Here is a 15,787-nt window from a genome sequence, read left to right on the forward strand (position 1 = left end):
TTTAGTCAACAAGCAACTGAAAGGAATAGCACTGCGTGCAAGTTTGGGCTTCCACCGCTGGTTGCCCACAATGAATCTACAGCCTCCACAGTATGCCTAACCTACTCGGCTTTTTCTGAATTGGCCGGGCGTGATGCCTTCATACTTCTTGAAGACACGCAGTAAAGACTGGCTGTTGGCAAAGCCGCATTGTTCGGCAATCGCTTGAATCGGTTCATCCGTATCCATCAAAAGCTGCTTGGTCTTTTCTACCCTGCGTTGATTGACAAAATCAATAAAGTTTTCGCCTGTCTGTTCCTTGAAGAAGCGTGACAAATAGGTCGGGTTAATGTCGAACTCAAGTCCGATGCTCGTCAAGCTTATGTTCAGATCACTAAGATTATCTAATACATACTCGACGATACGACTCTTCAGGTCCGTGTTATGACTTTTCTTCTTCTGCTGCAAGTAATCGCAAATGGTTTTCAAGAAGCTGAGGATAGCCTCTTCCATTTCGGCCATCGTCTCACAGTTGGTAATATGCGTAACAAGCTCAGACTTCACATCCATAATCTCGCGCGTGCCAAGCTGAAATTGCTCAACAGCTCTAAGCATCGTACCGAGGAGCTCAAACATAAGCAGCTTGCCCATTTGAAGCGACAGCGTTCCCTCTGCGAAATTAGCAATAAGCACCTTCTGCAAAATTTCAGCCGCTTCCTCATAATCACCGGAGCCAATCCAGTTAATAATTTGCCGTTCCAGATCAAGCGGGTAATAAAACTCATTTTTGGGCTGCTTGATCGCATCATACGCTATAACCTGATTGGAGCCCAGCACCAGCTTGTATTCCAATGACTCTTTCGCCTCGTCATAGCATTTCGGTATAGACGACCATAATGGATGAATGGAGCTTACCCCTACAGAAAAGCGCACAAAAAATCTTTCTTCGATAAATTGTTTAGCCTGTGAAGTGATATCAAGCAGCTGCTTCTTCGCTTCCTTCTCGTTGCCTTCCGTATTCACCAAGCAGGCAATCATACCGTCAATTTCAGTAAAATAAACATCATGATGATCAGCTAATAGCTCGCCGAATATATTCGTAATGATCAAATATACAAATTGGTATTTCTTCTCCGCGTCTAAACCTTGATTCGTCTGGAACAAGGGAGAAAAGTCTTCAATCTGCACAAGCAATACTGCAAAACGATCGGTCTTAAATTGCAGATCATGTGCTTCTATAGCATGGGACAATGCGGAAGCCGTGTCTACCCTGCCCTTAAGCAAGCGAGTAAGGAACTGGTTGCGCAGCACAACTCGCTGTTCTTCCAGCTTCTTGTTGGCCTCATCCTGAATAGCTGCGCTTTCTGTCATAAAGGATTGCAATATAGCAAATTCATTCGGCATGGATTTCAAGTTCGTTTTCACTTTGGAGGAGACAAAGTCCATCATATTTTTGATAGGCGCATAGTTTTTACGCGTCATCCAAAAGGCAATAAATCCGCCGATGCCTAAGCATAATACAATGGAAAGATAGATTAAAGTCTTGAGCATCGTAACTTCCGCCAAATAAACCTGCTCCGGTATTACTGAAATATACGTCCACTCTGTCTCACTCGACTTTACATACGAAATCGCTGCATTATCGCCCTTGATCGACTCAATAAGAAACCCTCTTTGTCCGGTCATTTGCGCTAACGGCAACGCTGCCAAATCCGTTTTTGTTCCTGTCGTCATCACAATATGTCCATCGGAATCAAGTACATAGACAGCTCCGTCATTGGCTAACCCGATTTGTGAAATTGCCGAAGTGAAGCGCTCCTCGTTAAGCATCACGACTAACGTTCCCGAAGATTGCTCCATCTCCTGCAGCGGCAGAGACTGCACATAAACTAAGGCGCCATTCGTTCGAGCCGTTGCTGGATTGGATGCTGCAGCATCTGAGACATTCGCGGATGCTACTGCTGTTGGCTTTTCCGCAGATGCTGTTGCCGCTCCAACTGTATCCTCATTTAAAGAAAGAAAGGTGCCCGGGTTTCCTTGTCTAACCCAATCCTGCCAGTTTTCAAAGCTAATGCCTAACGTTTTATGCAGGGTGGTGTACAAATCATCCGCTGGCATGTAGGTCGTCGTTGTAATGGCATAATCATTTTGCTTCATATAGATATAGGCATCATGAATATTCCCGTTGGCAAAGGTGTACGCCCTAAGAACAGAGATGATATTCATATTTTTGAATCTAGCTTCAGCTGTATCATACGTGTCACGATTCAAATGAACCGTTATTGTGGGATCGAACGAAAGCTGTGTGCCAAGACGCCGAATATCCGTAACCTGGTTATCTATAAATTGCTGTACCTGATCAAGCAGCGTATCATTCGATTTGCGTACCTCCTTGATCAGCATGTTTTGTGATTGCAACAAAACGATCAAGGTGATTAGAATTGGAATACTTAGTACAAATAAATACGAATATAGCCAAAACTTAAAAACCTTTCGTTTCATAGTAATCATTCACCACCTGAGCTAGGGTCGACATCTTAGCAGCAGCTACTCTTTTACCGCACCAATCATTACGCCCTTAGCGAAGAAACGTTGCAAGAACGGATAGATTAATAGGATAGGCAGCGTAGCCACTATTATTGTAGCATATTTGATGCTTTCTCTAATTCCTTCTTGATCCGCCATAGCGTCTCCTAATTGCATCGAATTCGTATCATTGATAATTAGTATTTCGCGCAAAATAATTTGCAGCGGAAACAGCTCTCGGCTGCGAATAAACAGCATGGCATTAAACCATGAGTTCCAATGAGCAACGCCATAATATAGAATCATAACGGCGATAACCGGCATGGATAACGGCACTACAATGCGGAACAGAATGCCGAATTCCCCTGAGCCGTCTATTTTGGCAGATTCGATTAAGCTTTCCGGCAGCGCCTCGAAGGAGGTGCGCATAATAATAAGATTCCATGTACTGACTGCTACAGGGATAATAAGCGCCAGCAGGTTGTTGCCCATTTGCAGCCAATTATTAATAAGTAGATAAGTAGGAATCAATCCGCCGCTAAAATACATCGTAAAAATAATAGCAAGCATTATAGGTTTGCGCAGCATGAATTTTCTGGATAATCCATAAGCGCCAAGCGCCGTAAATAGCAAGTTAACGAACGTTCCGGCAAAAAGAACAATAAACGTATTCAAATATCCGCTGAATATATTAGGATTTTTCAACACGCGCATATAAGCTTCCAGGCTAAAGCCAAGCGGCGCAAGCAATGGTCCCTGGTGTGCAATCAAACGATTCGAATCACTCAAGGATGCCATTACAACATGATAGATCGGATATAAAGTGACTACTATGAGCAATAGCATTAAAATCGTATTAAAAAAAGTAAAGATGCGGTCTGCACCTGTTGTTTCCTTCATCGCAAAAATCCTCCTCTACCAAAGCTTGCTCCCGGATACACGGCGAGAGAACCAGTTGGCGCTAATAAGCAGTGCTAGGTTAATAACCGCTTGGAATAAGCCCACCGCGGAAGTAAAGCTGTAATCCTGCCCTTCTGCAATCCCTTTTCGATAAACAAAGGAAGAAATAATATCTGCTGTTTCATAGGTATTTGGATTATACAGCAAAATAACCTTTTCAAAGCCGATATCCATCAAGCCGCCGATTCGCAGAATGAGCAAAATCATAATAATCGGAACTAGGCTTGGCAGCGTAATGCTCCACATTTGCCTAAATCTCCCTGCTCCATCCACTTTAGCCGCCTCATACAAATCAGGATTGATTCCACTAATCGCCGCCAAAAAGATAATGGACGACCAGCCTAGCTCCTGCCATATGCCTGAGGCTACATAAATTGTTCGGAAATTAGCAGCATCGGATAATAACGTAGTTCGCTGACCTCCGAAAAATTCAATAATGGCGCTAATAAAGCCTTCACGGTTGGTGAAATCAAGAATGAGTCCGCAAATAACGACCAAAGAAATAAAGTGCGGCAAGTACGTAACGGTTTGAACGACACTCTTAAACAGCTTCATCCGAATTTCATTCAACAATATCGCCAAAATGATGGGAGCAGGAAAACCGAATACTAGTGAATAAATGCTAAGCAGCAAGGTATTGCGTAAAACACGCCAAAAATAAACGCTGTCAAAAAAGGTTTGGAAGTTTTTAAAGCCTACCCAGTCGCTGCCCCAAATTCCTTTTGGAATGCTAAAATCTTTAAATGCGATAATTGAACCGTACATAGGCAAATATTTAAATACGAAATAATACAATACAACCGGCAGCACCATCAAATAAATCGCCTTATTTTGCACTAAATCTTTTTTCAATTTTTTTAACATGGCCCTACTCTCACTTCCCGTACTATCTAATGACCAGAACATCAAGTCATTGAAGGAATTGGCGGAGGGGGTGCCCTCCGCCACTAGCTGTTAACGGTTTTGGAAACGATCAAAAGCTGCTTGCTGAATTTCGATCGCACGATCAATACCCATCTTCTTAAATTGCTCCAAGGCTTGGTCGAAGCTTTCAACCTTCGCTGTTCCCATAATGATTTTAGTAACGACTTCATCACGATACGTATTAATATCTGTCATAATTTTTCCGTATTCAGATGCTTCCTCAGGCGTCAATGCGATTGGCGGCAGCAATACGGAAGCCGCATTATGGGAATATTGCGCAAATACTTTAACTGCATCCTTCTGTGCATCAAGCGCATAGTACTGGTCATTGTAGCGGTCATCATCAACACCAGGGAATGGATAATTGGCAATAAAGTACTTCGCCATTGCTTGACCTACCGGCAGTTTGTCCGGATTGTTCATAATAAGATCTGTGTATACCGGCTTGCCATCTACCATGTTGTATGTGGTTCCTTCAATTCCAAAGTTTTTCAGCAGCGAGCCTTCTTCACTGAGCAGATAATCAAGCGCCTTAATCGCAGCTTCAGGGTTTTTAATTTTACTGGAAAGAAGTGCGCCTGTATTGCTGTAATCCCAGCCTGTTTCAGTAAATTTAGGCTCATCGCCTTTATTAAGCACAGGATACTGCACGCCTTTCAGCATAGCGTCAGGATTTGACTGCTGCATAGCAGGAAGCCATGAACCGATACTTCCCCCAATATATCCAAATGTCGCTGCCGCTTTGCCTGAAGTCATTTTTGCTTCCTTGGCTGCGTTATCATTTGATGCATAATCCGGATCAATCAACCCATCCTTATACCATTGCTGCATGCGTGCCAAGTAATCCTTAAAGCCAGGCTGAAGCGGTCCATATTGCACTTGCTTGCCTTCCAAATAAAAATCTTTGCCAATGCCATATGCGCCAATGAAATCCATCGAGCTGCTGGAGCCTAGCAGCGTTCCTTTTTCAGACGTGTATGGGAAAATTCCTTTTGCCTCTTTAATTTTGCGGAGTACATTTTCCCACTCATCAACCGTTTCCGGAGCTTCAAGATTCAATTCCTTCAACCAATCCTCACGGATCATTTGACCGGAGAACGTTTTGTATTTACCGTGATCGCCGATCTTTAGATTTGGAAATACATAAATATCGCCATTATCCGCTTTAATCTGCTTTGCAATTAGCGGGTTTTCATCCAGTATTTTTTTCAAATTTGGCGCATGCTGGTCGATCAGATCATTCAGCTTCATAATAACGCCATCTTGGTACAGCTTAGCTGGACCACCTTGGAAGTTGCTCATATGCCAAATGATAAGGTCAGGATAAGAGCCAGAAGCTACCATTACACCAAACTGCTGCTGTGCATCTGCATTCGTTCCAGTCGGATGCTCGAACTTAAACTTTACGTTTGTTTTCTTTTCCCATTCCTGTACCATTGCCACATCGCTTAGGCTCTGCACCACAGCTTGAGCATTCGGGTTAAGCGGATGCCACACTGTCAAATTGGCCGGTCCTGATGACTGGTTGGAATCTTTAGAACCGCCATTGTTTGTTGCCGGATTGCCTGTGTTGTTTTTCGAGCCTTCATTGGCATTGTTCTTGCCACACGCAGCAGCCAAACTGCTTGCCAGCAACAAAACCATTAGTACAGCTATTACTTTCTTTGAAAATAATGACTTCATACCGTACTCCCCTTTTCATATCGTTCGATTTGCCTGCTATTCAATGCTTGTGTCGATGCTTGCCGCGATCAGCTGCATCTTAGATTCCATACTAGAAGACGCGCGGCGAGCTGTATATTTTGAACATTTGAAATCGTATACATTTCTGCAGAAACGGTCATTCGCATTTCTTTACTTCATTCATTTTTCTTGAGAAAACGCGTAAATTTCCTCGGTTAGGCTGCCGTTTGAGACTGTCGATTAATTGTAGATAGTGCAACAAGCAATAAAAAGGGGTGCCACTAACGATCAAGATTGGGATTCCGACCGCTGTTGTAGTTCAATTTTTCTGATTAAATAACCCCTGCAATGGATCAAATTGGCCTACAAAGGCGGACGCTGCCGCTTCTCCATTCCCATTCTTGCTCTCCGTTCCCCCTTTATCATTACTTATCAATAGTTGCCCACAATTAATCGACACCCACTGTAGAGTCGCTATTTGTGAATAAATGCTCATTTGGTCTTATCAGAGATTTCTAAAAACCTCCAAATCAGCATAGCGCTTTCTGCTCTCGTGCCTTGTCCAGCCGGGTGGAACAAGCCATCTCCACGCCCTTGTATGAAGCCAAGCTTCTGAGCATGTCCAATAGCTGTGCCTGCCCACTGCGGAACCTGCTGCGTATCCTTAAAGTCAGGCATCACTGTCTTATCCAGCTTCTGCTTCGTCTTATACTCGTATGCCCTAACCAGCATAGCAGCCATCTCTTGGCGTGTAATTGCTGCATCCGGTTTAAAATGCGCATTGCCCGTTCCTTGCACAATACCCGCCTGAACAGCAAGGGCAATCTCATAGGCATGCCAATCAGTGGCGAGTACATCGGTAAAGCTGATTTCAGCTGCCTGCGGTATATTCAGCATTCTTACAAGCAGCGCGGTAAATTCTGCGCGTGTGACCGAGCGCTCCGGCTGAAACCTGTCTATGGATACGCCTTGAATTAGCTGTTTAGCAGCCAGCTGCTTCACTACCGCTGCTGCCCAGTGCGAATCGGCAATATCGGAAAACTTCTTCTCAAAAGATAATGCGATATATTCTCCCGGCTGGTTTACTTCAGCCTGCAGTTTGCCGCCTATCCATTTGCCGCCGACATATTCCAACTCGCCTTGTTCAGTAATCCGATATACAGCTGTTAATTGACGGTCCATCGCCTCTGCTGTTTCAAAAAAGATAATAATCAGCGACGTAAAGCTTGTTATTTCCGTTATTTGACCGTCTTTTTCGATCCAGGCAGCTTTTACAAGGATCGGAGCTGCCGCTGACGTAATGGCCGCATATAGCCGCTTCGCTTCCGCTGACTGTATATTTTCCCAAGTGTTATTGTTTGCATTTTCAATTGTCAAAGAAACCTTGTCGGCCTTTCCTGTTCCACTTTTGCTCCATTGAGATAACCATCCTGCAGGAAGCATCATTTGTACATTAGGCGCTTGTATCATTAAATCTTGTTTGTCTAATCCCGCTGCACGATCTAATTCCACATCGATTCGCTCAACCGCATCATCGATCTCCAGAAGCAGCTTGCCATCCGCTAGCTTCGCCCGCTCCAGCAACTCTTTTGTTATAACAAGCTGACCCGGCTGTAGCGAAGGCTCGCTTGGCACTGAAGGTATAATCGGCGGATACGGTGATTCTTTTGTTTTTACTTGTACACTAATCTGTTTCGTAAGCGCGCCATATTTAATTGTAATAACAGTATTTCCGGGCGCGTGCGTCTGCAGCATACCCGCAGTCGTAATAGAAGCTACAGCGTCATTGCTGCTCTCGTAGCTTAATCCTTCTGTCAGTATCGTTCGTGAGTCATTGCTGAAACGGCCGATAACCGCTACTGCCGCCGATTCACCAGCCAACAAAGCAGACGGAGCCGTTACTAAAAGCTCCTCCATTACCGGCTCAACCTTCTTAAGCTTCACTTCCAAATAGGACCTATAAATACCATTCTCATTTTCCTTGCTGCGTATGTCAGCGCTGAGATCTGTTGTCAGCTGCTTGAGTGCCAAGCTGATTGGCTGCTCCAAGTCTGTCATAGATTTTACAGCCTCTGTCACATCGAATGCCCGCCACTTTTGCTCCGTTGTAAAAGCAATGCCGTCTGCCAACTGGCCAAAGGCCGGCTTTGTATCCCATGTAACCGTATGCTCATCCCAATTGTGATCTGTCTTATATACGCCAATATCCGAGGAGCCGCCGCGGCTGTCATTAATTCGGCTATAGACAAACAGCTTGACTGTATCGACCGCATCCATATCCGTTAGCTCGCTAATGTCATACTTCAATAATACTTCGCGCAAATAATTGCCCTGTCCGTTTTTAATATTTAAATAACCCACAGAACCGAAATTTTTATTCGCGGAATCACCAGCATTGACATAAGCATCTTCGCTTACAGAAATTTTAATAGCAGGCTCTTCCTCTTCAAGAGGCACATTGTTATCTTGTTTGTATGAAAGCTTAATCGTATGGCTTGTCCCAACCGATCCGGCTGTATGAACCTCCAGCTTTAAATAAGGAGACGATTGTACGATGCGTACCGTATCATCCTTGCTAATAAGACCAGTAACCTCTTTTCCAAGCTCAAGCAGAATCTTGTCCTGCTTCTGAGTAGGATCGGCAATCGATAAAGTCAATTGATTTCCTTTTTCCTGTATGATTACCGATGCAGGCTGTGCTGTACGCACATAATCATGCTGCGCCGCAGCAAAGAAGTTATACGCTGTAATGCCGAGCGCCTTTTCCTTCACTGCATGCAATTGATTAGTCATGCTCACGATTTCCACATCTGGCGATATGCTGTATTGTTTCGTTGCCTGCGCATCCTTATTCGGCAGCAAAACATAAGCATAGCTTTCATTATGCGGGTTTTTTCCATGCTCGAATGCCAAGCTGACGTAATTTTTCGTACGGCGGTCTGCAGCCTGTCCATCATTGATTTCCTGCCAGGAGCCTTCACGCTGCTCGCGCTTCAGCTTGATTGCCGCGGCTTCGGACGTTTCCGGGAAGTAGTACCCAACGTCACTGCCTGCCGCATTACCTGTCAAATGCGCCCAGCGTACAGCATCTTTAGTTTCCTCCCAAGCATTAGCGGTCAAATCCTGTACCTGATCATCTACTGTAAAGCGATTGCTGGCATCATCTTTTATTTTACGGTTATCGATAATCGTTTCTACTTCTCTGCCATCGCCACCGGTAATACCTGAACCGAGCGCGACTATTTCGTTATCAAACATAAACCAGGATTTCTTGCCTTCAAGCGAGCTGCCTGTACTGCCCTTCAATGAGAAATCCATACCAACCGCACTGTACAGCTGCTCTAGTGATGACCCGCCAACCCATTCGCGCGGATTATAATAGGAAGCCCAGGCAACAGGCGCTTTGTAGGAGCCATCAGTCGTTGTTCCTGCCAAACGGTAAGCGTCCACAGTCGGCCAAAAATCATCGCGGTACTGTAATAAATCATCATTATAAAGGTAGGTCATCCCCATACCGGTGTACCATCCCTTTTTATTCTCACCATTCCCATATTCAAAGGCCGAAATGCGATTCGAGAACATGCTGACGCCAAAGCTGTAGTTGTCCATAGCATGAATCGCACGATCCATTCCTGCATACACACGACTGCGCACCAGTTCACCGCGGCGTTCTATTGCAGGATCATTCATAATCGCTTTCAATCGAACAATATCAAAAATAGACATCGTACTGTAGTAATCCTCGCTTTGCAAGGCGTAGCTGACCCATTCTTTTACCATGCGTTTCATAGCCAGCGACATCGAATCCGGAGCAGATTCCGCAAGGCGCATAATACTTAGAATCGTCCCCTTGGCACTGCCTGCGGCTTCGCGCGATATACCGCGTCCATTGACCATATCAAGCATTAATCCTTTATAAATAACCGGCTCATAAGTCTGAAAAATCCATTCAAACACATGATTGACCTGCGGATCTGAAATTTCCCAAGGGCTGTCTTTGAGCACATACATCATGTCAGCTGTGTTCGTCAGCCATACTGAACCGTAACCGCCTGTATAAGCGATATTCGTATGCTGTACAAGCGAGCCGTCCTCATATACGCCGTCCCCCGCTTTTACATAGGCGTACTCTGGACCAATAGCGGTTGAACCTTGAATGACCTTGAAGACGGATTTCCCTACAATTCCTCTAATCGTTACCGCAATCGCCTTATCCAGCAGGTTGGCGCCTGTTTCTTGATAATTGCCCAGAGACTTTCTCTTCGTAGGGTCTCCAGCATAAATTCTACACGCAATATATTGACATTGGCAGGCGCTTCCGCAATCAGCTCTACAAGCTGCCAATCGTTTGTGCCTGTCAGCTTTTGTGATGGGCCGTTCGAATCCTTTACATTATCCTTATAATAGTAGCTTCGGAACACTAATCCATTGTTTGATACTTGATCTGTCTTAATCCACGCACTCAATTTATAGGTCTCGCCTGCATGGATCGGCACCCCATTATCTACAGAAACATTCGTTCTTGCTGTACTGACTGGGTGTGTAATTTTGAGCGACTGATTGTCACCATACTTCGTCTCCTTATCTACGGAAACGACTCCTCCTGACGTAGCAAACCAAATCCCCCAGCCTGCAGCTCCTTCGCCATTTAACCAAGCCGCATTAGCAGTTATTTGCTCAAATCCCGGATTAGGAATGACGTTTTCCGTTATTTCAGCGGCATGTACAACCTTCACTGTCGGCGATTGGTGAAAAAAGCTAACCAACAATGATACAACGACTAATAAACTTACTTTACTTCGCATATAATCCCCCCATTTACACTCGAAATAATTGAAGCGCTTACAAAAGTTGCAGGCGACTTCTAAGCTACATAATAGTAAGCGGTTATTCCCCTTGTATATATTTAACAATCGCCTGACTATTCATATTTTAATAATGACTAATCTTTTCTTTACTTTGCATTCACAGAAATTGAGAATGCCGTGATTATTGCTATAAACTAATTTCTATATTTGCAAGATTAAAAATCTTCTTTGACTTACGCCATTTTAATATTGTGTAAACAAAGCATGGCGTGTTATATTGAATTTGGTTGTTTTTAATTGTTTTTGTGTGGTTTTTTTCTTTCTTTATTTCATCAAAGGAGTGTGACTTCTCATCCTTGTACTATCTTTAATTCTTGTATTATGCTCCGGCCTCGCGCACGCCGTCTGGAATTTGTTTACCAAACAAAGTACAGACAAAGCCGTATTTCTATGGGCCATCTATGCACCTGCAACAATTGTGCTGGCGCCGCTTCTTGTTTCCGAGCTGCTCGCAGCCTCTTATAGTCCCAAAGAATGGGCATTGCTGGGAGCATCCCTAGTTATGCAGAGCCTGTATGCCGCGTTGTTAAGCTACACGTATACGGCAGGAGATTTATCTCAGGTTTATCCGATTATGAGAGGGACACCAACACTGCTGACACCGACGTTCGGCGTTTTATTGTTAGGTGAAGCCTTGCCTGTATGGGGCTGGGTCGGAATACTTTGCATGCTTGCGGGCTTTTTCATAATGCTTGGACCAATTTCGGCCTTTGCTAACAATCGGGCAGCATTAAAACCAATACTGCTTGCCGTTTCTGTAGGCTTATGTATTACAACCTACACGATCATTGATAAAGCAAATCTTCAATTTATTTCACCGCTCGCCTTGCTGGAAGTAACCAATATCGGCTTTTTGCTCGGTTTGACACCATCTGTGCTGCAGCGTAATCGACTCAAGCAGGTTATACGCAAACACAGCAATATTATTTGGCTAGGCGCGATTCTATCGCCAGGCTCCTATTTTCTTTTCCTATTGGCAGCGCAAAACTCAGCCGTATCCATGGTGGCGCCTCTTCGTGAGGTAGGCATTGTATTTGGCACGTTTCTTGGGCTGTTTGTTTTGAAGGAATCTCAAGGCTTACGTAGAATAACAGCATCAATAGCTGTAGTTATCGGTATAATTATCATCGCTTCTTTCACATAACTTTTATTTTCAAGGATAAACGGCTTCGCCGATAAGTAATTAAAACTTATTATATTAATTCTTATATTTCGAAAAGAAACGGGGGTATTAAAATTGAAACAAGTCAACTCACTTCAATTTCGCAAAGACGGAACTTTTACAATCGTGCAATTCACAGATATTCACTGGCAAAATGGAAACGAAACAGATAGGCAGTCGAGAGCTGCTATGGAGCAGGTGCTGGATGCGGAGCAGCCTGATTTTGTCATGTTTACGGGAGATACTATATATGCGTGCAAAAATAAAGATGGATCAAGCAGCTGCGAGGATCCTTACCGCTCATTGCGTGAAGCCGTTCATGCCGTAGAAGAAAGAAAAATACCTTGGGCGCTTGTATTTGGCAATCATGATACAGAATACGAAATTACGAGAGAACAGCTGATGACGGAGGTTTTAGCGCAGACATTCAACCTTTCTGAACCAGGTCCTGAGCATATTAATGGTGTTGGCAATTATGTCCTCCCTATTGCTGGCTCTAATGGTGCAAGCACTGCTGCGCTTCTGTATGGTTTAGATTCCGGAGCCTACTCCGAGCATCCTGATGTCGACGGCTACGACTGGATTCGCCAAAGCCAAATTGCGTGGTACAGAGAGCAATCGAGAGAATGGAAAGCCAGAAACAACGGCCAGCCTTTGCCTGCCCTTGCATTTTTCCATATCCCGCTTATTGAGTACGAAATGATGTGGCGCACAAATGTCTGTTACGGTCAAAAAAATGAACACATATGCGCATCCCGTATCCAGTCTGGATTTTTCTCAGCTATGCTGGAGCAGGGAGATGTAATGGCAACGTTCTGCGGCCATGACCATGTGAATGATTTCTTTGGCACACACCATGGCATCCAGCTCTATTACGGCCGAGCAACAGGCTATAGCACCTATGGAAAAGAAGGCATGCTGCGAGGCGGGCGCGTCATTCGATTGACGGAAGGAACACGGAAGCTCGAATCATGGCTGAGACTTGCTGACGGCTCCGTTATTAAACAGCAGCCCGAGCATCTTCCTGAGCATGAGCATGCATAACTTCAAAAACAGTCTTCGCACTTATTGCGGGACTGTTTTTTTGCGACTATAATAGCCGTACATGCTTAATGCTATCCTAGGATTATAATGAATAAGGGAGGCTTATTTGATGAGAACGATAAAGCTCGGAACCAGCACACTAGAAGTGCCTGTCATTGCAGTAGGCTGTATGCGCATTAATTCGCTGGAGCATGCTCAGGCCGAACAATTTGTTCAAGCTGCGCTTGAAGCAGGCGCAAACTTTTTTGACCATGCAGATATTTACGGCGGCGGCGCTAGTGAAGAAATTTTTGCTAAAGCGATACATATGAATGACGATATTCGAGAAAAAATAATTATTCAATCCAAGTGCGGCATTCGCAAAGGGATGTTCGATTTCTCCAAAGAGCATATTATTGCCTCTGTGGATGGTATATTAAAGCGTCTAAATACAGACTACCTGGATGTTTTGCTGCTGCATCGTCCTGATACGTTAGTAGAGCCCGAGGAAGTGGCTGAAGCTTTCGATCAATTGGAGAGCTCTGGCAAAGTACGTCATTTCGGCGTCTCCAACCAATCGCCTATGCAAATCCAATTGCTTAAAAAAGCAGTGAAGCAGCCTATTGTAGCTAACCAGCTTCAGCTCAGCATTACAAATGCGACTATGATAACGAGCGGCTTCAATGTCAACATGGAAAATGAGGCGGCTGTCCATCGCGATGGAGGCGTGCTCGATTTCTGCCGTTTGAATGATATTACGATTCAGCCATGGTCGCCATTCCAATACGGCTTTTTCGATGGTGTTTTTCTTGGCAGCGATAAATTCCCGGAGCTTAATAAAAAGATTGATGAAATCGCTGAGAAATACAATGTCAGCAATACGACGATTGCCATCGCTTGGCTGTTGCGCCATCCAGCCAATATGCAGCCGGTTATCGGCACAATGAATATCCAGCGCTTGCTGGATTGCTGTAAGGCCAGCGAAATTCGCTTGTCACGCGAGGAATGGTACTCCATTTACCTTGCTGCAGGCAATATTTTGCCGTAAACCTTAACCTAAAAACCCCAATTATGAGACAACGCCTTGGCTTCCCAGCCAAAGCGCACATCTTTTCTTAAGGAAATAGAAGAACAGTTAAAGGAGTTCCAGGCCTAACTTAGCCTTGGAGCTCTTTTTTTATTGCATTATACGATGCAATGCTTACATAAAAAAGGACTTATAGCCGCATATTATCGTCATGGAGGTGGAAAAGGATGAGCAAACAGGATGAATTGCGTATTAATCAGCAGCAGCTAGTGGAGGCTTGGCAAAAAACATTGCCTTCTTTAATTCCAGAAACGGACAGCGCTACTGTCATTGCAGATGGAGCAGATAATAAAGCCTTGCGTGTTACGATCGAAACAGCTGGTCATCAACTGTACAGCTTTGACTTCAGAGTCGAATACGTGGATAGCCGTGAAATAAAGGTAGATTTTATAGATGTGGAAGAAGCCGGACGTTCGATCGACGAGCATCAAGACACGATCCAGCAATTAATTGATGATTATATGCGCCATATTCGCGAGTGCGCGCAAGCACTCCATACCGTTACACATGCATAATTGCAATTAGAAAGGAGCGGTTTATATTATGGAAAAAGCAAAAGACAATCCTGATCAAAACTTAAGCGGCGTTGTCGATGATTTGGAGCAAACTGTTGTAAACAGCCACCATGCACAGCAATTGCAGCAGGATAAGATGGACCGTCGTCACCAGGATGCGAAAAACCGTAACAAAACAACCTCACATTGACTCCAAGAAGAAACGCGGCACATCCTTGGTTAAGGATGTGCCGTTTCTCAGTGAAATATAGGAACAGGTATATAATGAGATCTTATACAATCCTATATTTTTAACGAAGGGCTATCCCATACGTCATGAATATGACGGGATGCCCTTTTTCTACGCCATTAAAAAGAACGGAACACTTTCCATTGATCATCAACTTTTGCAAAAATGTAATTTCCGGTTGATTCCGATACTGTAGTATCCTCGGTTTCATGGAACGAGCACAAATGTGCTGGAAATATAGGAAAATCGCCCCCATCTCAATAATCAGACATGGGAGGCGATCTTTTGTTGTCTCAGTGTTTGCGTATGCAATTTTAAGTGTCTTTTGTCCCAATAATGTTGTCTGGCAGGTTTTCGCTCATTTTGAGTTACTTTAAACGAAGCATTAGGTAACAATTTTATTAAAAATATCATACAGAAACGGTCAGTGCTAATGGACATAACTCAGTGCTACAACAAAACGGCACAATGTATATGAATTTTCATATACAATACCCTGAATTGTCCCAAAAAGCATAATTGTATATGAATTTTCATATACAATACGCTGAAATGTCTAAAAAAACACAATTGTATATGAATTTTCATACACAATTGGTCGGAACTTCCTTAAAACGGCTCAATGTATATGAATTTTCATATACAATACGCTAAAATGTCTCAAAAAACACAATTGTATATGAATTTTCATATACAATACCCTGAATTGTCCCAAAAAGCACAAATGTATATGAATTTTCATACAGAACCGTTCGACGCTTCACATCTACAACGCGTACCTGCCACATCGGCTTGTCCATTCAGGGAGAACCCTTGTTACTATTTATCCAG

11 protein-coding genes are annotated in these 15,787 nt (G+C 43.9%); 5 read left to right on the plus strand and 6 right to left on the minus strand.

What is annotated here, in order from left to right; all coding sequences use genetic code 11:
* Nucleotides 1-96: 96 nt before the first annotated feature.
* The 6 genes from ACRRU2_RS21255 to ACRRU2_RS21280 form a co-directional block, all read right to left on the minus strand.
* On the minus strand, nucleotides 97-2,481 hold the full coding sequence (locus ACRRU2_RS21255) for a helix-turn-helix domain-containing protein (protein WP_432504817.1): 2,385 nt from the start codon (nucleotides 2,479-2,481) through the stop codon (nucleotides 97-99).
* A gap of 45 nt (nucleotides 2,482-2,526) precedes the next feature.
* Nucleotides 2,527-3,405: a carbohydrate ABC transporter permease gene (locus tag ACRRU2_RS21260; RefSeq protein WP_331697383.1), complete on the minus strand. Its 879-nt coding sequence runs from the start codon at nucleotides 3,403-3,405 to the stop codon at nucleotides 2,527-2,529.
* Between the two features lie 15 nt (nucleotides 3,406-3,420).
* Nucleotides 3,421-4,329 carry an ABC transporter permease gene (locus ACRRU2_RS21265; RefSeq protein ID WP_331697384.1) on the minus strand — a complete coding sequence of 303 codons (909 nt, stop codon included), beginning with the start codon at nucleotides 4,327-4,329 and terminating at the stop codon, nucleotides 3,421-3,423.
* 90 nt (nucleotides 4,330-4,419) lie between these two features.
* A complete protein-coding gene (locus ACRRU2_RS21270) occupies nucleotides 4,420-6,072 on the minus strand; it encodes an extracellular solute-binding protein (RefSeq protein WP_432504821.1) in 1,653 nt (550 codons plus the stop codon).
* Nucleotides 6,073-6,564: 492 nt separating this feature from the next.
* A complete protein-coding gene (locus ACRRU2_RS21275; protein WP_432504835.1) occupies nucleotides 6,565-10,368 on the minus strand; it encodes a polysaccharide lyase family 8 super-sandwich domain-containing protein in 3,804 nt (1,267 codons plus the stop codon).
* A complete protein-coding gene (locus ACRRU2_RS21280) occupies nucleotides 10,269-10,877 on the minus strand; it encodes a carbohydrate binding domain-containing protein (protein WP_432504823.1) in 609 nt (202 codons plus the stop codon). Before ACRRU2_RS21280 ends, ACRRU2_RS21275 begins: the two co-directional genes overlap by 100 nt.
* A gap of 415 nt (nucleotides 10,878-11,292) precedes the next feature.
* On the opposite strand from ACRRU2_RS21280, the gene ACRRU2_RS21285 reads away from it, so the two are divergent.
* The 5 genes from ACRRU2_RS21285 (at nucleotide 11,293) to ACRRU2_RS21305 (ending at nucleotide 14,917) form a co-directional block, all read left to right on the plus strand.
* A complete protein-coding gene (locus tag ACRRU2_RS21285; RefSeq protein ID WP_432504825.1) occupies nucleotides 11,293-12,084 on the plus strand; it encodes an EamA family transporter in 792 nt (263 codons plus the stop codon).
* 93 nt (nucleotides 12,085-12,177) lie between these two features.
* Complete coding sequence (locus ACRRU2_RS21290; RefSeq protein ID WP_331697388.1) at nucleotides 12,178-13,146, plus strand: metallophosphoesterase family protein; 969 nt, start codon at nucleotides 12,178-12,180, stop codon at nucleotides 13,144-13,146.
* Between the two features lie 109 nt (nucleotides 13,147-13,255).
* Nucleotides 13,256-14,173: an aldo/keto reductase gene (locus tag ACRRU2_RS21295; protein ID WP_432504829.1), complete on the plus strand. Its 918-nt coding sequence runs from the start codon at nucleotides 13,256-13,258 to the stop codon at nucleotides 14,171-14,173.
* 206 nt (nucleotides 14,174-14,379) lie between these two features.
* The gene (locus tag ACRRU2_RS21300) at nucleotides 14,380-14,727 is read left to right on the plus strand and encodes a hypothetical protein (RefSeq protein ID WP_432504832.1); all 348 of its coding nucleotides are present in this window, start codon (nucleotides 14,380-14,382) and stop codon (nucleotides 14,725-14,727) included.
* 28 nt (nucleotides 14,728-14,755) lie between these two features.
* Entirely contained in the window at nucleotides 14,756-14,917 is a 162-nt protein-coding gene (locus ACRRU2_RS21305) for a hypothetical protein (protein ID WP_331697391.1), read from the plus strand.
* The last annotated feature ends 870 nt before the right edge of the window (nucleotides 14,918-15,787 follow it).

Source organism: Paenibacillus sp. GXUN7292, from assembly GCF_050864975.1.
In the GTDB taxonomy this organism is placed as follows: Bacteria; Bacillota; Bacilli; order Paenibacillales; family Paenibacillaceae; genus Pristimantibacillus.